Annotated in this window: 19 protein-coding genes and 1 riboswitch; of the genes, 14 read left to right on the top strand and 5 right to left on the bottom strand. The window is 60.6% G+C overall.

Annotated elements, in window-relative coordinates:
* Positions 1–78: 78 nt before the first annotated feature.
* From GXN74_RS02560 to GXN74_RS02540, 5 genes are all read left to right on the top strand, one after another.
* Positions 79–651 carry a hypothetical protein gene (locus GXN74_RS02560; protein ID WP_162369358.1) on the top strand — a complete coding sequence of 191 codons (573 nt, stop codon included), beginning with the start codon at positions 79–81 and terminating at the stop codon, positions 649–651.
* Complete coding sequence (gene dtd / locus GXN74_RS02555) at positions 651–1,100, top strand: D-aminoacyl-tRNA deacylase (protein WP_162369357.1); 450 nt, start codon at positions 651–653, stop codon at positions 1,098–1,100. Before GXN74_RS02560 ends, dtd begins: the two co-directional genes overlap by 1 nt.
* A gap of 13 nt (positions 1,101–1,113) precedes the next feature.
* Positions 1,114–2,472, top strand: a complete 1,359-nt coding sequence (locus tag GXN74_RS02550; RefSeq protein WP_162369356.1) for an alanine/glycine:cation symporter family protein — start codon at positions 1,114–1,116, stop codon at positions 2,470–2,472.
* A gap of 134 nt (positions 2,473–2,606) precedes the next feature.
* Positions 2,607–3,323, top strand: coding sequence for a class I SAM-dependent methyltransferase (locus GXN74_RS02545; RefSeq protein ID WP_162369355.1), 717 nt, complete (start codon positions 2,607–2,609; stop codon positions 3,321–3,323).
* Positions 3,324–3,342: 19 nt separating this feature from the next.
* Positions 3,343–4,749, top strand: coding sequence for an amidohydrolase (locus GXN74_RS02540; protein ID WP_162369354.1), 1,407 nt, complete (start codon positions 3,343–3,345; stop codon positions 4,747–4,749).
* Positions 4,750–4,752: 3 nt separating this feature from the next.
* Here GXN74_RS02540 and pgsA read toward each other — a convergent pair whose 3' ends face one another.
* The gene (gene pgsA / locus GXN74_RS02535) at positions 4,753–5,286 is read right to left on the bottom strand and encodes a CDP-diacylglycerol--glycerol-3-phosphate 3-phosphatidyltransferase (protein ID WP_162369353.1); all 534 of its coding nucleotides are present in this window, start codon (positions 5,284–5,286) and stop codon (positions 4,753–4,755) included.
* Between the two features lie 150 nt (positions 5,287–5,436).
* Between pgsA and GXN74_RS02530 the strand changes: the two genes are divergently transcribed.
* Together GXN74_RS02530 and GXN74_RS02525 are read left to right on the top strand one after the other, a co-directional pair.
* Positions 5,437–6,873: a helicase HerA-like domain-containing protein gene (locus GXN74_RS02530; protein ID WP_162369352.1), complete on the top strand. Its 1,437-nt coding sequence runs from the start codon at positions 5,437–5,439 to the stop codon at positions 6,871–6,873.
* 111 nt (positions 6,874–6,984) lie between these two features.
* Positions 6,985–8,169, top strand: a complete 1,185-nt coding sequence (locus tag GXN74_RS02525) for an NAD(P)-dependent malic enzyme (RefSeq protein WP_162369351.1) — start codon at positions 6,985–6,987, stop codon at positions 8,167–8,169.
* Here the strand turns inward: GXN74_RS02525 and GXN74_RS02520 are convergent.
* Positions 8,160–8,795 (bottom strand): hypothetical protein, encoded by a 636-nt coding sequence (locus tag GXN74_RS02520; RefSeq protein ID WP_162369350.1) that lies wholly within the window; start codon positions 8,793–8,795, stop codon positions 8,160–8,162. The genes GXN74_RS02525 and GXN74_RS02520 overlap by 10 nt on opposite strands.
* A gap of 168 nt (positions 8,796–8,963) precedes the next feature.
* Here GXN74_RS02520 and GXN74_RS02515 point away from each other — a divergent pair, with 168 nt between their 5' ends.
* The 7 genes from GXN74_RS02515 (at position 8,964) to ribH (ending at position 15,910) form a co-directional block, all read left to right on the top strand.
* The gene (locus tag GXN74_RS02515; protein ID WP_162369349.1) at positions 8,964–10,238 is read left to right on the top strand and encodes a putative DNA modification/repair radical SAM protein; all 1,275 of its coding nucleotides are present in this window, start codon (positions 8,964–8,966) and stop codon (positions 10,236–10,238) included.
* Positions 10,235–10,996 carry a TIGR03915 family putative DNA repair protein gene (locus tag GXN74_RS02510; RefSeq protein ID WP_162369348.1) on the top strand — a complete coding sequence of 254 codons (762 nt, stop codon included), beginning with the start codon at positions 10,235–10,237 and terminating at the stop codon, positions 10,994–10,996. The genes GXN74_RS02515 and GXN74_RS02510 overlap by 4 nt, the downstream gene beginning before the upstream one ends.
* A gap of 17 nt (positions 10,997–11,013) precedes the next feature.
* Positions 11,014–12,138: a DUF3048 domain-containing protein gene (locus tag GXN74_RS02505; RefSeq protein ID WP_162369347.1), complete on the top strand. Its 1,125-nt coding sequence runs from the start codon at positions 11,014–11,016 to the stop codon at positions 12,136–12,138.
* A gap of 67 nt (positions 12,139–12,205) precedes the next feature.
* Positions 12,206–12,329: riboswitch (FMN riboswitch) on the top strand.
* Positions 12,330–12,452: 123 nt separating this feature from the next.
* Complete coding sequence (ribD, locus tag GXN74_RS02500) at positions 12,453–13,577, top strand: bifunctional diaminohydroxyphosphoribosylaminopyrimidine deaminase/5-amino-6-(5-phosphoribosylamino)uracil reductase RibD (RefSeq protein ID WP_162369346.1); 1,125 nt, start codon at positions 12,453–12,455, stop codon at positions 13,575–13,577.
* Positions 13,558–14,208, top strand: coding sequence for a riboflavin synthase (locus tag GXN74_RS02495; RefSeq protein ID WP_162369404.1), 651 nt, complete (start codon positions 13,558–13,560; stop codon positions 14,206–14,208). Before ribD ends, GXN74_RS02495 begins: the two co-directional genes overlap by 20 nt.
* A 35-nt stretch (positions 14,209–14,243) precedes the next feature.
* Positions 14,244–15,449 (top strand): bifunctional 3,4-dihydroxy-2-butanone-4-phosphate synthase/GTP cyclohydrolase II, encoded by a 1,206-nt coding sequence (locus GXN74_RS02490; RefSeq protein WP_162369345.1) that lies wholly within the window; start codon positions 14,244–14,246, stop codon positions 15,447–15,449.
* Entirely contained in the window at positions 15,449–15,910 is a 462-nt protein-coding gene (gene ribH / locus GXN74_RS02485; protein ID WP_162369344.1) for a 6,7-dimethyl-8-ribityllumazine synthase, read from the top strand. Before GXN74_RS02490 ends, ribH begins: the two co-directional genes overlap by 1 nt.
* A 74-nt stretch (positions 15,911–15,984) precedes the next feature.
* Here ribH and GXN74_RS02480 read toward each other — a convergent pair whose 3' ends face one another.
* From GXN74_RS02480 to asrC, 3 genes are read right to left on the bottom strand one after another with little or no spacing between them, the layout of a single operon-like run.
* Entirely contained in the window at positions 15,985–16,749 is a 765-nt protein-coding gene (locus tag GXN74_RS02480) for a formate/nitrite transporter family protein (protein WP_162369343.1), read from the bottom strand.
* 1 nt (position 16,750) lies between these two features.
* A complete protein-coding gene (locus GXN74_RS02475) occupies positions 16,751–17,203 on the bottom strand; it encodes a ferritin family protein (protein ID WP_162369342.1) in 453 nt (150 codons plus the stop codon).
* Positions 17,204–17,212: 9 nt separating this feature from the next.
* Complete coding sequence (gene asrC, locus GXN74_RS02470) at positions 17,213–18,190, bottom strand: sulfite reductase subunit C (RefSeq protein WP_162369341.1); 978 nt, start codon at positions 18,188–18,190, stop codon at positions 17,213–17,215.
* Between the last annotated feature and the right edge of the window lie 2 nt (positions 18,191–18,192).

The raw sequence follows: 18,192 nt of genomic DNA, 5'->3' as shown, positions 1-18,192 counted from the left end.
TGAGAAGCCTTATTGTTCCCACGGGGAGCAATAAGGCTTTTGTTGTAGAAGGCCATGGAAAGGAAGGGGCATTGAATCATGAAGGAAAAAATCAAATGCTGGCAGGACAAGAAGACAGGGGAATACCATCTGGAATATTTCAAACGAAAGGACCGGGACGCCTTCCGTTTGGAAATGCTCCAACGGCTGCTGGAAACCAAGCGTCTTGTGGTCAGCGTGGAGACCAATCTTTTAAGCACGGACGAGCCGGCGGGCAGGTACGCCGAGAATCTGACGGCCTTCCTGAACGCAAAGGAGCTGCCCCACCTGGTCATACCCACGGTCTCCAACAGGGGAAAAAGCATCTTCGGCATCCCCATATCCAAAAATACGGATGCGGCCTACATCATCCTGTTCTATCTGGAGGGCCCGGAAGTGCTGGAGGTCCTCTTCAAGAACTACCTTGCGGGGGCGGACCTGTCCATCGGAATCAATCCCAGGAAACCCTTTGCGGAACTGCAGGGGCAGATGCAGTTCCGCTACACGACCTATTTCAATCAGACGGAAGATTATGAAGACCACTACTTCGATTCCTCCAACCTGTTCACCATGCGCAGTTCCCTGGACCTGTGCGCCCACCTGGAGTCCGGCGGGCAGGGGGAGCAAGGCTGATGCGTGTGGTGGTCCAACGGGTGCTTCGGGCCCGGGTGTCCGTGGAGGGCCGGGTGTCGGGAGAGATCGGGAAGGGATTGCTGGCGCTGGTGGGGTTCAGGGAGGAGGACGGACCGGAGCAGTACCGGTATGTCACGGACAAGCTGGTGAATTTGAGGATCTTCGAGGACCCGCAAGGGAAAATGAACCTGTCCCTCCAGGACGTGGGAGGAGGACTGCTGGTCGTGCCCAACTTCACCTTGTACGGGGACTGCCGTCAGGGAAGACGCCCCAGCTTTACGGCCTCTTCCAAACCGGACACGGCCCGGCACCAGTTCGACGCCTTCTGCAAGGGCCTGGAGGAACGGTTCCCCGAGCTGCGGACAGGGGAGTTCCAGGCGGAGATGGCGGTGGAGCTGGTCAACGACGGTCCGGTGACCCTGCTGCTGGATTCGGAAAAGACATTTTGATGAGGAGAGGCACATGAACGGATTCGCGACACTGATCGGCAACTTGAGCGGATGGCTCTGGGGATTCCCCTTGATTGCGCTGCTTTTCGGCACCCATATCTTCCTCACCTTCCGGCTGGGTTTCATCCAGCGCCACATGGGAACGGGCATCCGGCTATCCGTCCAAAAGGATCCCGATGCCGTCGGTGACGTGAGCCAATTCAGCGCCCTGGCCACAGCCCTGGCAGCCACCATCGGCACAGGGAACATCGTGGGGGTGGCCACAGCCATCAGCCTGGGAGGACCGGGAGCGGTTCTGTGGAGCTGGCTCACCGGCGTGTTCGGCATCTCCACCAAGTATGCGGAGGCTTTGCTGGCGGTGAAGTACCGGGTGGTCACGGAGGACGGGACGATGGCGGGAGGATGCATGTACATCTGGGAACATGCCTTGGGCAGGAAATGGGTGGGCGCTGTGTTTGCTGTTTTCACCGGAATCGCCGCATTCGGCATCGGCTGCATGGTCCAGGCCAATTCCGTGTCCAGCATGGTCCAGGAGACATTCCATGTGGAGCGCTGGGTGACAGGCCTGGTGTTTGCGTTTCTGACGGCCATGGTGATCCTGGGCGGGATCCGAAAGATCGCCATGGTATGCAATTTCCTTGTGCCGTTCATGGCGGCCACCTATGCGGCCGGATGCCTCCTGCTCCTCCTCCTGGGATGGTCGACCGTAGGGGACACCATCCTTCTCATTGTCCGGGAGGCTTTCTCCATCCGCGCGGTGGGGGGAGGCTTGGCGGGAGCGGGCATCATGGGAGCCATGCGGTATGGGATAGCCCGGGGACTTTTCTCCAATGAATCCGGCATGGGAAGCGCTCCCATCGTGGCGGCGGCGGCCAGGACAAGGAATCCTGTCCGCCAAGCGCTGGTATCCTCCACCGGAACCTTCTGGGACACGGTGGTGATCTGCGCGCTGACAGGCATCGTGCTGGTGAATTCGGGGCTTTGGAAGGAAGGGCTGGAGGGAGCCAGCCTCACCCGGGGAGCGTTCGCCCAGCTGTCTGTGGCGGGACCCTTCTTCCTCACCCTGGGGCTGGTGACCTTCGCGTTTTCAACCACCCTGGGCTGGTCCTACTATGGGGAAAAGGCCATCGAGTACCTTTGGGGAAAGCGCGCCATCACCCCCTATCGGATGACCCTGGTGCTGTTCGTCTTTGTGGGCTCCATCTTCTCCCTCCATCTGGTTTGGGACCTGGCGGACATCTTCAACGGCCTCATGGCCATCCCGAACCTGATTGCGGTGCTGCTCCTGAGTCCGGTGGTGGTTGCCGAAACCCGGAAATATATGGTGGAGGGCCGGCTGGATGACCCGGGGGAAGAGCCCCGGAGGGTGTAAATGATTTTACAAGGCTTGGTTTCTATATTATAATGGAGTTGACAGTGGATTGTTTCCATCCGTGGGAATTGTCGAAATATTCCCGGTGTTCCCAGGATGGCAAGAGGATGCGTTGACATGTCAGGAGGGATCCCATGACCTATTATACAAATATAATCGAGTATTACGACATCCTGTTCCCGGTGGAGCCTGCCCGGGTGGACTATGTGGAAAGAAATGGAAAAGGCCCCCAGAGGGTGCTGGAGGTGGGGTGCGCCACAGGATGTCTCTCCAAGGCTTTGCGGGACAGGGGCCATCAGGTGGTGGGTGTGGACGTCGACAGCGCCATCCTGGACAAGGCGATGGAGAAAGCGGCGGAGGGACTGGAGTTCAAGCTGTCCGATCCGCTGAAGCTGGACCGGGTGCTGGAGGGGGAGGTGTTCGACCAGATCCTCTGCCTGGACAACTACCTGGCCCATCTGCCCAACGAGATGGCCGTCCGCCACTTCCTCCTTCATGCAAGGGAACTGCTGAAGCCGGAGGGTGTGCTGACCCTGCACCTGGTGAACTACTCCAAACTGATGCGGGAAGGCATCACCGAGCTTCCAACCATCGAACGGGAAGGCGTCGTGCTCAAGCGGAAGAACTGCCTGGAGCAGCAGGGCATGGAATGCTACATGGAACTGCATGTGGACGGCAGGCTGGTGGACACCCGGAGCAACATGCCCCTGTTCCCGGTCAAGGCCACCCAGATGGAGGCCCTGCTGCAGGAATCCGGTTTCGGGGAAATCCGGATGTACGGAGACTTCGAAGGGGAGCTGGAGGTCCAGGACTCCGTGTACGTGGTGTTCAGGGCCGTCGCCGTCGCCTAGAAGGGAAGGTAGGAAAGCCGTGTCGTCGATAGAGATCATCAACAGGAAGCTGGATGCATGCCGGGAGGAATTGCTGGGTGTGTCCCAAGAGATTTGGAGCCAACCGGAACTGTCCATGGAGGAATCCCGGGCGCGCGACCTCCAGCAGGAGTATATGGTACGGAAAGGCTTCAAGGTCGAAGGGGTGCCGGGGATGGAGACCGCCTTCGTGGCGACGTATGGCACCGGAAAGGTGAAGGTGGGTTTCCTGGGGGAATACGATGCCCTGCCGGGACTCTCCCAAGCCGTTTCAACCTCCAGGGAGCCCCTGGTGGAAGGGGGAGCCGGCCATGGCTGCGGGCATAACCTGATCGGTACCGGGGCACTGGCTGCCGCCCTGGGGCTCCAGGCCCTGGTGGACGAGGAGGGGCTGGACTGCACCGTCCGGTACTACGGGTGTCCGGGTGAGGAGATGTTCTTCGGGAAGGTGGAGATGATCCGGAAAGGCGTCTTCGAGGACCTGGATTTTTGCCTGACCTGGCATCCTTTTGACGTGAACAAGGTCTGGACCGCCCCCTCCCTGGCCAACATGGAACTGTCCTTCCGGTTCTCCGGGATTCCGTCCCATGCGGCCGATTCCCCCCATATGGGCAGGAGCGCCCTGGATGCGGTGGAACTCATGCACGTGGGGGTGAACTATCTCCGGGAGCATGTGCCCGACCAGGTCCGGATCCACTATGTCATCACCGAGGGGGGCCAAAGGGCCAACATCGTCCCCGCTTTCGCGGCGTCCAAGTTCAACGTGCGGGCGCCGGGAAACAGGATGCTGCTGGAAATCGTCCGCAGGGTCCTGAAGGTGGCCAGGGGGGCGGCCCTCATGACGGAAACGGAGATGGACTACAGCATCAACACCGGTCTCTACGACTTCAAGAGCAACCGGACCCTGGGCAGGCTCCTGCAGGAGAACTGCATCCTGTTCCCCTTGCCTGGACTGGAAGAGGAAGAGGCGTTCTTCCGGGAGATCGGGGAGACCGTCACCCGGCAGGGGAAAGAGGACCATCTGGCCAAATACCATGTGGACGGATTCGAACCCGGGGAGAAGCCGGTCATGGACCGGTTCGACCCGTCGGACTGGAGCCGGGGGTTGTTCTCCGCATCTACGGATGTGGGGGACGTGTCCTGGGTGAAGCCCACAGGGCAGCTGATGGGAGCCGCCTGGGCCCTTGGGGTGGAAGCCCATACCTGGCAAGCCACCGCCTGTTCGGGCACCCGGTATGCGGCACGTCTGGCCGTCGTCATCGGAAAGATCCTGGCGAAGACCGCTGGGGATGCAGTGAAAGACCCCGGCCAGCTGGCCAGGGTCAAGGAAGATTTCGCAAAGGACACGGAAGGGTTCCGGTACCGGAGGATGGACAGCTACCGGGATGTGGTCGAAGCGGAAGGCTAGGGGTCATCCTTTGGCCCGTTGCCTTTTCCTGTAGAGGAGCGCATAGGAGACCAAAGCGGAAAATTTGGAAGCGATGGCCAGCACAAGGACTGCCATGGTGAACGGATTGCGCGGCAGCACGACCATCAGGAATACAGCCACAAAGAACAGTACGGTTGCCATCTTCCCAAACCGGTTGGCGGGGATGACAACCTTTTCTTTTCGGAAGTACATGTAGACCCCGGTGGAAATCATGAAAAGCTCCTTGGAGAGGACGATGGCAAAGGCCCAGAGGGGCATGGTTCCTGCAAGCGTCAGGCAGACCAGGGCGGTCAGCAGCATCAGCTTGTCCGCCAGGGGGTCCAGGACCGTCCCCACCACGGAAACCAGGTTGAACCGCCGGGCGATCTGTCCGTCCAGAACGTCCGTAACGCCTGCCAGGATGAAAATCCCCAAGGCATGGAAGCGGGCGTTCGGCATGTCGGAGAAGAAAACCAGGGCGAAGACAGGCACCAAAAGCAGCCGGAAGACGGTTAGGATGTTGGGTATATGCTTCATAGGACACCTCGCGCGCAGGTCGGGTTCGGCCATGGCCGATCGGTTCATGGACTAGGAAAATTCAGGTCTCTTGGGAACAGTATAATATAGAATGGATGGAAATGGAACCACGGATTGCAGGGCTACAAGAGATGAGGGAGGGCGTGGGGCATGCGTATGGAAATCGGGAAGAACAGGATAGGGGTACATGGGATGTTGCCGGAGATGGCCAACCGGCACGGTCTGGTGACAGGAGCCACCGGAACGGGCAAGACGGTGACGGTCCAGGTGCTGGCGGAAGCGTTCAGCGAACGGGGGGTTCCCGTGTTCCTCCAGGATGTGAAGGGGGACCTGACCGGGATGGCCCAAGGGGGGGAGGACGCCCCCAAGCTGCGGGAGCGCCTGCAGCTGCTGGAGCTTGGGGGCGTGGACTTCGCCCCCTGTCCGGTGGCGTTTTGGGACGTCTATGGGGAAAAAGGACACCCCGTGCGGACAACCGTATCGGATATGGGGCCACTGATGCTTTCCCGCCTGCTGGATCTGAACGAGGTCCAGTCGGGCATCCTGTACACGGTGTTCAAGCTGGCGGACGAGATGGGGATGCTCCTCCTGGACTTCAAGGACCTGACCGCCATGATCGACATGGTCCTGCGGGAATCCAAGGAGCTATCCGTCCGCTACGGCAACATCAACCGGCAGTCCGTCGGAGCCATCCACAGGAAGCTGCTGGTCCTGGAGGAGGAGGGGGCGGACCGCTTCTTCGGGGAGCCGGCACTGGAGATCCGGGACCTGATGGTCCAGGACGGCCGGGGCCGGGGGATGGTCAACATACTGGCCTCCTCCAGGCTGACTTCCAATCCGCGGCTCTATTCCACCTTCCTGCTCTGGCTCCTCTCCGAACTCCACGAGGAGCTGGAGGAGGTGGGGGACCTGGAGAAGCCGCGGATGGTCTTCTTTTTCGACGAGGCCCATCTGATTTTCCAGGGCATCCCCCCCTACCTGCTGGAAAAGTTCGAGCAGGTCGTGAAGCTGATCCGGTCCAAGGGCATCGGCCTCTACTTCATCACCCAGACACCCCAGGACATCCCGGAATCCATCCTGGGACAGCTGGGAAACCGGATCCAGCATGCGCTCAGGGCCTATACGCCCAAAGAGAAAAAGGCGGTGGCGGTGGCGGCGGAAAGCTTCCGGGAGAATCCAGCCTTCCGGACGGTGGATGCGATCAGCCACCTGGGGGTGGGGGAGGCCCTCGTCTCCTTCCTGGACGAAAAGGGGGTGCCGGGCATGGTGGAGCGTGTCCATATCCTTCCTCCCAAAAGCAAGATCGGACCGGCTGCTCCGGGAACGGTGGAAGGGGTCCTGGCCGGATCCCATTTGGGACGGCGCTATGCCCAGACGGTGGACCGGCATTCCGCCTACGAGGAGCTGCAGGCCCGCCAGGCCAGGACGGGAAAGGAAGCTGCCGGGGAAAAGCAAATCCCCAGGCCCGCCACTGCAAGGGGACGGGAAACGCCCTGGGAACGGCTGGTGAAGTCCGCAGCCTCCGCCATCGGCAGCCAGGTGGGACGCCAGCTGATCCGAGGCATCCTGGGATCCCTCAAGAAATAGCATGGTGACATTGCATGCAATGTGCCTAAAAAGATCTTTTCGTTGCCCCCGAGGCTGGGATGGGTTATAATCTAGCGTAGAAAACAAGAAATAGCTGAACTGGAGGTTCCAATGAACGTATATGAAGAGTCCCTGAAGATGCACGAAGCCCACAGGGGAAAAATTGAAATCGTATCCAAAGTGCAGGTGGAAACCAAAGAAGACCTCAGCCTTGCCTACTCTCCCGGTGTGGCGGAACCTTGCCGGAAGATCCAAGAAGACGAGGAGAACATCTACAAATACACTTCCAAGGGCAACCTGGTGGCGGTCGTCACGGACGGTTCCGCCGTGCTGGGCCTGGGCAACATCGGCCCCAAGGCGGCCATGCCGGTGATGGAAGGGAAATCCATCCTGTTCAAGAGCTTCGGCAATGTGGACTCCTTCCCCATCTGCCTGGACACCCAGGATACGGAAGAGATCATCCGGACCTGCAAGTTGCTGGCTCCCGGACTGGGGGGCATCAACCTGGAGGACATCTCCTCCCCCCGTTGCGTGGAAATCGAGCGCAGGCTCATGGAAGAGTTGGACATCCCCGTGTTCCACGACGACCAGCATGGCACCGCCATCATCACCGTAGCCGCGCTGGTCAACGCCTGCAAGCTCACAGGAAAAGACCCCAAGGACCTGAAGGTGGTGGTGAACGGGGCGGGGGCCGCCGGAAGTTCCATCGTGAAGATGATCGCCCAGTACGGGGTGAAGGACATCCTGTGTCTTGACAGCAAAGGCATCCTGAACAGCAAAAGGACCAACCTGGACTTCGTGAAACAGGAAATCCTGGCGTTGACCAACAAGGAGGACGTGTCTGGAGGACTGGCCGAGGCCATGGCCGATGCGGACGTCTTCGTGGGAGTGTCGGTTGCGGACGTGGTGACCAAGGAGATGGTGGCCTCCATGCGCCCGGATCCCTTCATCTTCGCCATGGCGAACCCCACGCCGGAAATCATGCCGGAACTGGCAATGGAAGGGGGCGCCCGGATCATCGGAACAGGCAGAAGCGACTATCCCAACCAGATCAACAACGTGCTGGCGTTCCCCGGCATCTTCCGCGGCGCCCTGGATGCAGGGGCCACAAGGATCAACGAGGAAATGAAGCTGGCTGCTGCCTATGCCATCGCAGAGGTGCTCAAGGAAGAGGAACTGGCTGCGGACTACATCGTTCCGTCCCCCTTCGACAAAAGGGTGGTGGAGGCTGTGGCGGCGGCTGTGGCAAAAGCGGCGGCGGATACCGGCGTGCTGCGGAGCACCCTTCAGAAATAATAGCCCAGGTGGATTTTGTGCTTCTTCTGGTTCCGGTGGTTCCAGAGGAGGTCGAAATCCAGCAGATGCTCCTGGCCCCAGGAGGAGACCTCCAGGATGCAGGACGGCGTGCCGCTTGCGCAGCGCAGGTCCGTAATGGTCATCCAATGCCAGGTGTATTCGTCCAGCTCCTTGCGGGGATGCAGAAGGACAAGGATGGCAACGGGAACCTGCAGCTCCAGGCCGGAGCGGATGAAGGAAAGGGCCTCATGGGAATCCATGGGGTCCTTTTGCGTTGCATGGGACAGGGACACGCCCCGGCTGGCGGCGAAGGCCAGAAGCTGACGGGTGAAGGTCTCCACGGAGGTTAGGCCAAAGAGCCCCGGACGGACGGATTTACGGATCTCCACCATGTGCCGGACGAAAGCATCCTTCTGGAAGGGGGCGGTGCCGTAGGGGTAGAGCCTGGAATAGCGTTCGGGCCATCGCTGGGCCAACCAGGCGGTGATGTTGGCTGCCGCAACCGGGCCGCAGCCGCTGACCTGGTGGAACCTGCGGGGAAACCAGTACTGGCTGCCTCCCTGATGGAGGACGGACCCGTCCCAGATGGACAAGTCGATGGGGGAAATGGACGGTTGGATGTGCATGGGCGGACCCTCCTCCTTGGTTTTGCGGAACGGGTGGACCTCTATGTCCATCATAGTACAAATCCAGGGGAGTTTCAAGGGAAGGGAAAAGAACAAATGTTTGCAAGTGCCTGCCCTTTTTGCTATAATTGGCATATGAAAATCCTCTAGAAAGGGCGGTGCGACCGGATGGACAAGAGCACTTTGGACAAGCTGCAGATCCTGGCGGACGGAGCGAAATATGACGTTTCCTGCGCCTCCAGCGGTGTGGAGAAGAAGAACCAGGGCGGCCTGGGGAATGCGGCGGCCTGCGGCATCTGCCACACCTGGTCCTCGGACGGAAGGTGCGTCTCCCTGCTGAAGACCCTGGTTTCCAACGACTGCGTGTTCGATTGCGCCTATTGCGCCAGCCGGTCGGGCAACGACATCCCCCGGGCCTCCTTCACCGCGGAGGAGATCGTGGAGCTGACCATCGGCTTCTACCGGAGGAACTACATCGAGGGCCTGTTCCTGAGCTCGGCCATCGAGCGGTCCCCCAACCACACCATGGAGAAGATCGTAAGGATCCTCCAGCTCCTGCGGGAGCGGGAGAAGTTCTTCGGCTACATCCATGTGAAGGCAATCCCGGGTGCGGACCCCCAGCTCATCCACCAGGCGGGACTCCTGGCGGACCGGATGAGCGTGAACCTGGAACTTCCCACAAGGGAAAGCCTGGCCCTGCTCGCACCCCAGAAGAAGCCGGAGAAGCTCTATCTTCCCATGGAGCAGATGGCGAGGGAGATCCGGCAGTCCAAGGAGGAGCAAAAATCGTTCCGGCATGCGCCGAAGTTCGTGCCGGGAGGCCAATCCACCCAGATGATCGTGGGAGCCACCCGGGACAGCGACCGGACCATCCTCAAGGCCACCCAGGCCCTGTACCGCAGGTTCCAGATGAAGCGGGTATACTTTTCCGCCTACATGCCGGTCAACGGGGGAAGTCTCCTGCCCTCCCTCCAGACGGCACCGCCCCTGTTGCGGGAGCACCGGCTGTATCAGGCGGACTGGCTGCTGCGTTTTTACGGATTCACGGCGGAGGAGATCCTTCCGGAGGGCACTCCGGACCTGGACCTGGAGTACGACCCCAAGATCCACTGGGCCTTTCGCCATCTCCATGAATTCCCCGTGGAGGTGAACAAGGCGGACTACAAGACCCTGTTGCGGGTCCCGGGAATCGGCCCCACCAGCGCGGGAAGGATCGTCCGGCAGCGGGGCGTGCGCAAGGTGGGCCAGGAGGACCTGCAGCGGATGGGGGTGGCCTTGAAAAGGGCCAGGCATTTCCTCACCTGCGGGGGCAAGTACCTGGGGGACGGGGAGCTTACGGTGGACGCCGTGAAGGAGGTCCTGCATCCCCTTCCCCGGTTCAGCCAGGTGGGGCTCTTCGACCCGGGGCAGGGACTCCACCGGGAGGTCGGTGGTTTCCCATGACCTACCTCCACGACGGCACCTTGGACGGGTTCCTCACCTGCATCTACGCCCACTACCATTCCGGGAAGGCGGACAACATCCACGCGGAGAAAGGGTACGGCTATCCCCTGCTGGAGGAATGGAAGGTTGTGGAGACGGTGGACTGGCAGGCAAGGAAGGTCTATGACGCACTGGAGGAGCGGTTTCCCCGGCAGGTCTTCCTGGATGTCTACCACACCTTCCTCTCCAACCGGGAGGACAAGGACGGGATCCTGCTCCGGTACCTGGTCCTTGCCTTCAAGGTGGGAGCGGACATCGACAGGCTCCACGGGGATCCCGTCGTGCACCAGGTCAAGAAGACCGGCCGGCAGGTGGCCTTCGAACGCCACCGCTTCCTGGGCCTCCTGCGCTTTGCGGAAATGGAAGGGAAGTTCCTGCTGGCCAGGTTCGCCCCGGATGCGGACATCCTGGAACTGGTGGCGGGACATTTCGCGGACCGGCTCGGGCAAGAGCGGTTCATCATCGAGGACACGAAGAGGAAGAAGGCGGTGGTGGGCATGGACGGGAAGTGGGTCCTTGCGGACTGGGAGGGGAAAGACTGGAACACCTCCAAGGAAGAAGAGGGGATGCAGGGGCTGTGGAAAGCCTATTTCCACGCCGTCGCCATCGAGGGGAGGAAGAATCCCAAACTGCAGCGGCAGTTCGTGCCGTTGAAGTACAGGTCCATGATGCTGGAATTCTCCGAGGACAAGAAACGGGACACCGGCAAGAAAAGCTGAAGGGAAAAGGAGAGGCTATGGGAAAAAAGAGGAACATCCTGGTGCTCCTGGTGCTGCTGGCCCTACTGGCCCTGCCGGGAGGATGCAAGGGGAAAGAAGAGGCCCCGGGGGAGATTCCGGTGGAAGCGGAAGGTCCGGCGCCCGAGGAACCTGCGGTGCCTGAGGAGGAGCCGGAAACGGAAGTCCCGGAGGAGGTCCCGCCCCAAGAGGTCCAGCAGGAGGAGACGGCACCTCAGGGGATCAACCCACTCACGGGCCGCAGGATCAGGGAGGAGGCGGCGGTCCGACGGCCGGTTGGCGTCATGGTCAACAACCTGAAGGCGGCCATGCCCCAAAGCGGACTGGCCCAGGCGGACATCGTCTATGAGACCCTGGTGGAGGGGGGCATAACCAGGTTGTACGCGGTTTTTCAGGACTTCGACGCCCCCAAGATCGGCCCCGTGCGCAGCGCCCGGCACTACTACCTGGATTTCGCCGCGGAACACGACGCCCTGTACGTGCATTACGGCCTTAGCCCCCAAGCCAGGACCGCAATCAAGGAAAGAAAGGCTCCCAGCCTGAACGGCCTTTCCTACCTGGATGAAATCCTCTGCTTCAGGGACAGGGCCAGGAAAGCTCCCCATGACAAGTACACCAGCCAGCAGGGGATCATGGCGGCTTGGGAGAAGGTGGGCTACCGGAAGGAGCCCGACAGGGAGGGCAAGTTCCTCTTCAGCCCGGAAGGGCCTACGGCAGGAGCCGCCGCGGGGAGGGTGGACCTGGGGTACTCCAATTACGCCAAGCCCTGGTTCACCTTCGACAAGGAAAGCGGCACCTACCTGCGGTTCCAGTACGGAGCCCCCCAGATCGACAAGGAAACCGGAGGGCAGCTGGCCTATGAGAATGTCCTGGTGCAGTTTGCGGGCATGTGGACGATCAAAGGGGATGCGGCCGGGCGGATGGACATGGAGCTTACGGGAACCGGCCAGGGATGGCACATCTCCAACGGATTCGCGGTGCCCATCACCTGGAGCAGGAAATCCAGGCAGGACCCCACCCTGTTCTTCCTGGCGGACGGACGGCCCCTGGTCATGCGGGAGGGGAAGACCTGGATCAATGTCTTCCCCAAGAACCGGAAGGACATGGTGCGGTTCGAGCCCTAAGCCCCCGCCGGTGATTGTGTTTTTCTTGACAAGAAACCGGCGGTTGTGCTATATTGAAAAAAATGCATAGGATCTTCAGGGCAGGGTGAAATTCCCGACCGGTGGTTAAAGTCCACGAGCCGCATGTTCCATGGGGTTGACTTGGTGAAATTCCAAGACCGACAGTATAGTCTGGATGGAAGAAGAACAAAAGATGAAGGAGGGCGAAAAGCCCTTCCATTGGTGGAATCAGCCCTGGACGTCCTGTCCAGGGTTTTTCTATTCTCATCAGAAAGCTTCGCCCGGTACCGCCGGGCGTCCGGGAGGTGGTAAGGATGCACATGGAACATATGCGGATGGCGCTGGAACTTGCGGCCAAGGGAGCGGGACATACCAACCCCAATCCCCTGGTGGGCGCCGTGATCGTAAAGGATGGGCGGGTCATCGGACGGGGATACCACAAGCGCTATGGCGGCCCCCATGCGGAAGTGGAGGCATTCGCCAGCGCTACGGAGGATGTGGAGGGGGCCACCATGTATGTGACGCTGGAGCCCTGCTCCCATTACGGGAAGACCCCGCCCTGCGCCCAAGCCATCGTGGCCCAAGGGATCGCCAGGGTGGTGGTGGCCATGGAGGACCCCAATCCCCTGGTGGCCGGAAAAGGACTGCAGATCCTGAAGGACAACGGCATCCAGGTGGAAGTGGGCGTTCTGGAGGAGGAGGCAAGGAAGCTGAACCGGATCTTCCTGAAGTACATAAGCTCAAAAATGCCCTATTGCATCCTGAAGACGGCAATGACGTTGGACGGAAAGATCGCAACGGCGACGGGGGATTCCAAGTGGATCACCAACGAGGCATCCAGGGCCCATGTCCACGAGCTGCGGCACAGGGTTTCGGCCATCATGGCGGGCATCGGCACCGTGCTGGCGGACGACCCCAGCCTCACCACACGGCTGGACGTTCCGGAGCCCAGCCATCCCCACCGGATCATCGTGGACACCTGCGGAAGGATCCCCCTGGACGCCCAGGTGCTGCAGGACACCCCGGGAAGCCGAAGGATCCTGGCCACCACGGCCAAAGCTCCCATCAAGAAGCGGGAGCAGCTTGCGGCCTTGGGAGTGGAGGTTGTGGTGGTTCCGGAGAAGGACGGGCAGGTGGACCTGCCACATCTCTTCGCCTGGCTGGGGGAAGAGAAGATCGACAGCATCCTGCTGGAAGGGGGAGGAAACCTGAACTTCTCGGTCCTGAAGGAAGGGCTTGTAGACAGGGTGGTGGCCTTCGTCGCCCCCCTCCTGCTGGGAGGACGGGACGCCAAAACACCGGTGGAGGGGGCGGGATTCCCCCATGTGCGGGAGGGGATCCGGCTGGACGACATGGAGGTCCACCCATCGGGGGGGGACCTGCGGATTGAAGCCGTTCCAAGGAAAGGACAGGTTGGAAATGTTTACAGGATTGATTGAGGAAATCGGAACGGTGGCCTCCCTGGATGTGGGGAGCAGCCACGCAAAAATTGCGGTCAAGGCGAGGAAGGTGCTGGAGGGCACCAGGATCGGCGACAGCATCAGCACGAACGGCGTTTGCCTGACGGTGGTCCATATGGAGAGCGGCCTTTTCGTGGTGGATGTGATGCCGGAAACCATGCGCAGGAGCAACCTGGGCGGTCTGGGGGCCGGAAGTCCGGTGAACCTGGAAAGGGCGCTCCGGCTGGGGGACCGGCTGGGGGGGCATCTGGTATCCGGCCACATCGACGGCGTCGGGAAGGTCCTCTCCCGGAAGGACGAGGGGAACGCCATCTGGGTGGAGATCGGAGCCGACCCCTCCATCATGCGCTATGTGATCGAAAAGGGTTCCGTGGCGCTGGACGGGACCAGCCTGACGGTGGCGGACACGGGGATGGAAAGCTTCCGGGTTTCCATCATCCCCCTGACCCAGCAGCACACCACCCTGACCTCCAAAGCCCTGGGGGCTCCGGTCAATGTGGAGTGCGACATGTTCGGCAAGTATCTGGACAGGTTCATGCTGTTCGAAGAGAAGGCGGAAAAGAAAAATCCCATCGACCTGCAATTCCTGAAAGACAACGGATTTGCGTAAGGGTGGGAATCAACCATAGGAAAGCGGGTGCAGACATGTTCAATACGATTGAGGAAGCGATTGAAGACCTGAAGGCAGGCAAGATGATTGTGGTGGTGGACGACGAGGACAGGGAAAACGAAGGGGACCTGCTGATGGTGGCCGAAAAGGCCACGCCGGAAGCGGTCAACTTCATGGCGAAACACGCCAGGGGATTGATTTGCGCGCCCATGACACGGGAGCGGCTGGACGCCTTGGGCATCCATCCCATGGTGGAAAACAACACGGACGCGAAGGAGACGGCCTTCACCGTTTCCGTGGACGTACATACGGTCACCACGGGGATTTCCGCGGCGGAGCGGGCGGATACGCTGCTGAAGCTGGTGGACGACGACGCCAAGCCGGGGGATTTCGCAAGGCCGGGACACATATTCCCCCTGGCGGCCAAGGAAGGCGGCGTGCTGGTCCGGGCGGGACATACGGAGGCGGCGGTGGACCTGGCGATGCTTGCGGGCTGCAAGCCGGCAGGGGTCATCTGCGAAATCATGAACGAGGACGGGACCATGGCGCGGGTGCCGGAGCTGATGGATTACGTGAAGGAACACGGGTTCAAGCTGATCACCATCGCTGACCTGATCGCCTACAGGAGGCAGCGGGAGCATCTGGTGGAACGGGTGACGGAAGCGAAGATGCCCACCAAATACGGGGAATTCCGTGTGGTCGGTTACGAGAACACCCTGAACAGGGAGCACCATGTGGCCCTGGTGAAAGGGGATGTTTCCGACGGGGAGCCGGTGCTTGTCCGGGTCCATTCGGAATGCCTGACGGGAGACGCCTTCGGTTCCCTCCGCTGCGACTGCGGCGACCAGCTGGCCACCGCCATGATGGAAATCGAGAAGGCCGGCAAGGGGATCCTGCTCTACATGCGGCAGGAAGGCCGTGGCATCGGGCTCATCAACAAGCTGCGGGCCTACGCCCTCCAGGACCAGGGCATGGACACGGTGGAGGCCAACCTGCATCTGGGCTTTCCCGACGACCTCCGGGACTACGGCATCGGCGCCCAGATCCTCCAGGACCTGGGTGTGAAGAAGATCCGGATGCTCACCAACAATCCCAAGAAGCTGAGCGGATTGTCCGGCTACGGCATCGAGATTGTGGAGCGGGTGCCGATCCAAATGAACCACAACGAGAAGAACGAATTCTATCTGAAGACTAAAAAACTCAAAATGGGCCATATGCTCAACTTCAAGGAGGAAAAGTGATGAAGGTATATGAAGGAAAACTGGTGGCGGACAGCCAAAAATTCGGCATCGTGGTAGGCCGGTTCAACGAATTCATCGGCAGCAAGCTGTTGGGAGGGGCCGTAGACGGCCTGGTGCGCCATGGGGTAAAGGAGGAGGACATCGAGGTTGCATGGGTGCCGGGAGCCTTCGAGATTCCCCTGGTGGCCAAAAAGATGGCCAAATCCGGGAAGTACGATGCCGTCATCTGCCTGGGCGCGGTGATCAAGGGATCCACCCCCCATTTCGACTACGTTTCCGGAGAGGTGACCAAAGGCGTGGCCAGCGTGTCCCTGGAGACGGAGATTCCCGTGGTTTTCGGGGTTCTTACCACCGACACCATCGAGCAGGCCATCGAGCGGGCTGGCACCAAGGCAGGGAACAAGGGCTATGACGCGGCCGTCACCGCCATCGAGATGAGCAACCTTCTGGGAGTCCTGTAGGATACTTTTGCGCAATGTGAAAAGGGCAGCTGCACGCCAACATGGAAACGTTGGATGTGCAGCTGCCCTTTTCGTTAGGCGGCCTTCCGGCCCACCAGCCAATAGGCCAGGCCTACGAAAACAGCGCCTCCCACCATGTTCCCCAGGGTGACGGGGACCAGGTTGGCGAAGAAGCCGTAAAGGCTCAGGGTGCCTCCGTGGGGTGCCAGAAGGCCCACCGCCAGGATGGTCATGTTGGCGATGCTGTGCTCGAAGCCGGCGGTGATGAAGGCGAAAAGGCACCAGAAGATCATGATCAGCTTGGCGGTTTCCTCCTTCAGCTTGATGGAAGAGAGCACCGCCAGGCACACAAGGATGTTGCAGAGGACCCCTTTGAAGAAGAGGTCCAGGAATCCCCCGGCCATCTTTGCCTGGCTCGTCTGGATGAAGAATTCACCCACAGGTCCCCGGGCGCTGCCGGAGAGGACAAAGATGGCCGCCAGCAGCACGCTCCCCGCCAGGTTCCCCAGGTAGGACCAGCCCCAGAGCTTTGCGGTGCCCAGCCAGGAGACCTTGCGCTCCAGGGAGGTCACGGTCAGGACCAGGTTGTTGCCGGTGAAGAGTTCGGACCCCGCCATCACCACCAGGCTCAGGGCGATGCCGAAGCTGACGCCCATGAGGGTCTTCCGCAGGGGGGAATCCGCCAAGGGGGCCCCCACGCTGAAGATCAGCAGGATCCCGAACCCCACGTACATCCCGGCCAGCATGGCCAGGATGAAGTATCTGCCTTTGCTTTTCTGCAGCAGGGCGTATTTGCCGACCCCCGCCGCCGCAATCTTGTCCACCAGTTCTTCGTACATGTCAGGGTCTCCTTGTATACAGATATTCCAGGTGCTTCCGTTCCTCGTCCATGAGCTGGTCGATGCCCGGATGCATGGGGGGATCCACCAGTTTCTTGAGTTCGGACAGGAAGAGCAGGGTGTCCTTTTCCAAGCCGACGGCGGTGTCGAAGCCGCGGGCGTATTCCGTGAAGCTTTCCTCGGTCCGGAGGAAGGCCATGGTTCCCTGGAGCAGGGCGTCCATGTAGGCCTTGTATTCCCCGGTCACCGCCTCCCGCTTGAAGTGGACGTTGGTCTTCCTGTAATCCTCGTAAATGGCCTGGTGCCGCTTCTCTTGGCGGGCGAGGAGCTGGAACAGCTCCTTCAGGGACGGGTCGGGGGTCTTGTCCGCCAGTTGCAGGTAATGGGCCTGTCCGGCCTTCTCCAGTTCGACCAGCACGTTCAGGATGTCTTCATATAACAGAACCTCTTGCATGGCAGCCTCCTATTTGAACTCCAGATTTTGGTTGTACCAGTATCCGCCCCAGGTGATGTTTTCGGCGATCTGGGCCTCCTTGTTGGGGACGACGCCCTCCAGCACTTCCTTCTTGAAGACCTGGAAGCCCATCCTGTCCACGATGTAGCCGATGTGCTCCTTGGCAAGGGAACGGTCGATGTAGTTGTCCACGAACCGGTAGGTGTTTTGGATCACTTGGGTGATGGTCTCCTCGTCCGCCCATTTCAGGAAAGGCATGGCGATCCGGGGGTTCTTCTTGCCGGTGCGGCCCATGATGACCATCCGGTAGAGCTTCTTGTCTCCCCGGGTCCAGGCGCCGGTGGGGCATTTCAGGATGCACTCGCCGCAGCCGATGCACTTCTCGTGGTCCCGCTCGATGTTGAAGTCCCGGACGCTCAAGGCTCCGGTCACCTTCTTCCTGCAGTTGTCCGAGCAGGCCTCGCAGGTGATGCAGCGGCTGGGGTCGTACTGGGGCTCGGTGACGCAAATGATGCCGAAGTCCTGCATGTGGGCCTTGATGCAGTCGTTGGGGCACCCGGTGACCGCAATCTTGAAATGGAAGTCATGGGGATAGACGGCCTTTTCCAGATTGTCGGCCACCCGGGTGGTGTCGTCGTTGGCGAAGGGACAGACGCGGTTGCCGATGCAGGCAGAGATGTTCCTTGTGCCTGCTGCGGGATAGCCGTTTTCCCCGATGGCCATGTCCAGCCCCAGGGACTCGATGAGGGGACGGATTTTGGCGTTGATGTCCTGCATCTTGTCGAAATCGATGTCCGGAACCTCGAAGCCTTGGCGGGTGGTCAGATGGACCGTCCCGTTGCCGTAGTCGTCTGCGATGGACTGGATCAGGGGGAAGAAGCGGGTCTCCAAATGGCCGCCGGGAACGCGGATCCGCAGGCAGGTCTTGTCCCGTGTCTTGGTGATGCGGTAGGCATTCTTGGTGACGGTTTTTCTGTTTATGCTCATGG

Source organism: Anaerotalea alkaliphila, assembly GCF_010179735.1.
Taxonomy (GTDB): domain Bacteria; phylum Bacillota; class Clostridia; order Lachnospirales; family Vallitaleaceae; genus Anaerotalea; species Anaerotalea alkaliphila.
The sequence above is the reverse complement of the archived record's forward strand: the minus strand, read 5'-3'. Positions and strand labels throughout refer to the sequence as shown.

Excerpts from the sequence above, each read along its gene's own strand:
- GXN74_RS02560 (WP_162369358.1), top strand. The coding sequence starts at position 79 with ATGAAGGAAAAAATCAAATGCTGGCAGGACAAGAAGACAGGGGAATAC.
- dtd (WP_162369357.1), top strand. The coding sequence starts at position 651 with ATGCGTGTGGTGGTCCAACGGGTGCTTCGGGCCCGGGTGTCCGTGGAG.
- GXN74_RS02550 (WP_162369356.1), top strand. The coding sequence starts at position 1,114 with ATGAACGGATTCGCGACACTGATCGGCAACTTGAGCGGATGGCTCTGG.
- GXN74_RS02545 (WP_162369355.1), top strand. The coding sequence starts at position 2,607 with ATGACCTATTATACAAATATAATCGAGTATTACGACATCCTGTTCCCG.
- pgsA (WP_162369353.1), bottom strand. The coding sequence starts at position 5,286 with ATGAAGCATATACCCAACATCCTAACCGTCTTCCGGCTGCTTTTGGTG.
- GXN74_RS02530 (WP_162369352.1), top strand. The coding sequence starts at position 5,437 with ATGCGTATGGAAATCGGGAAGAACAGGATAGGGGTACATGGGATGTTG.
- GXN74_RS02525 (WP_162369351.1), top strand. The coding sequence starts at position 6,985 with ATGAACGTATATGAAGAGTCCCTGAAGATGCACGAAGCCCACAGGGGA.
- GXN74_RS02520 (WP_162369350.1), bottom strand. The coding sequence starts at position 8,795 with ATGCACATCCAACCGTCCATTTCCCCCATCGACTTGTCCATCTGGGAC.
- GXN74_RS02515 (WP_162369349.1), top strand. The coding sequence starts at position 8,964 with ATGGACAAGAGCACTTTGGACAAGCTGCAGATCCTGGCGGACGGAGCG.
- GXN74_RS02510 (WP_162369348.1), top strand. The coding sequence starts at position 10,235 with ATGACCTACCTCCACGACGGCACCTTGGACGGGTTCCTCACCTGCATC.
- GXN74_RS02505 (WP_162369347.1), top strand. The coding sequence starts at position 11,014 with ATGGGAAAAAAGAGGAACATCCTGGTGCTCCTGGTGCTGCTGGCCCTA.
- ribD (WP_162369346.1), top strand. The coding sequence starts at position 12,453 with ATGCACATGGAACATATGCGGATGGCGCTGGAACTTGCGGCCAAGGGA.
- GXN74_RS02495 (WP_162369404.1), top strand. The coding sequence starts at position 13,558 with ATGTTTACAGGATTGATTGAGGAAATCGGAACGGTGGCCTCCCTGGAT.
- GXN74_RS02490 (WP_162369345.1), top strand. The coding sequence starts at position 14,244 with ATGTTCAATACGATTGAGGAAGCGATTGAAGACCTGAAGGCAGGCAAG.
- ribH (WP_162369344.1), top strand. The coding sequence starts at position 15,449 with ATGAAGGTATATGAAGGAAAACTGGTGGCGGACAGCCAAAAATTCGGC.
- GXN74_RS02480 (WP_162369343.1), bottom strand. The coding sequence starts at position 16,749 with ATGTACGAAGAACTGGTGGACAAGATTGCGGCGGCGGGGGTCGGCAAA.
- GXN74_RS02475 (WP_162369342.1), bottom strand. The coding sequence starts at position 17,203 with ATGCAAGAGGTTCTGTTATATGAAGACATCCTGAACGTGCTGGTCGAA.
- asrC (WP_162369341.1), bottom strand. The coding sequence starts at position 18,190 with ATGAGCATAAACAGAAAAACCGTCACCAAGAATGCCTACCGCATCACC.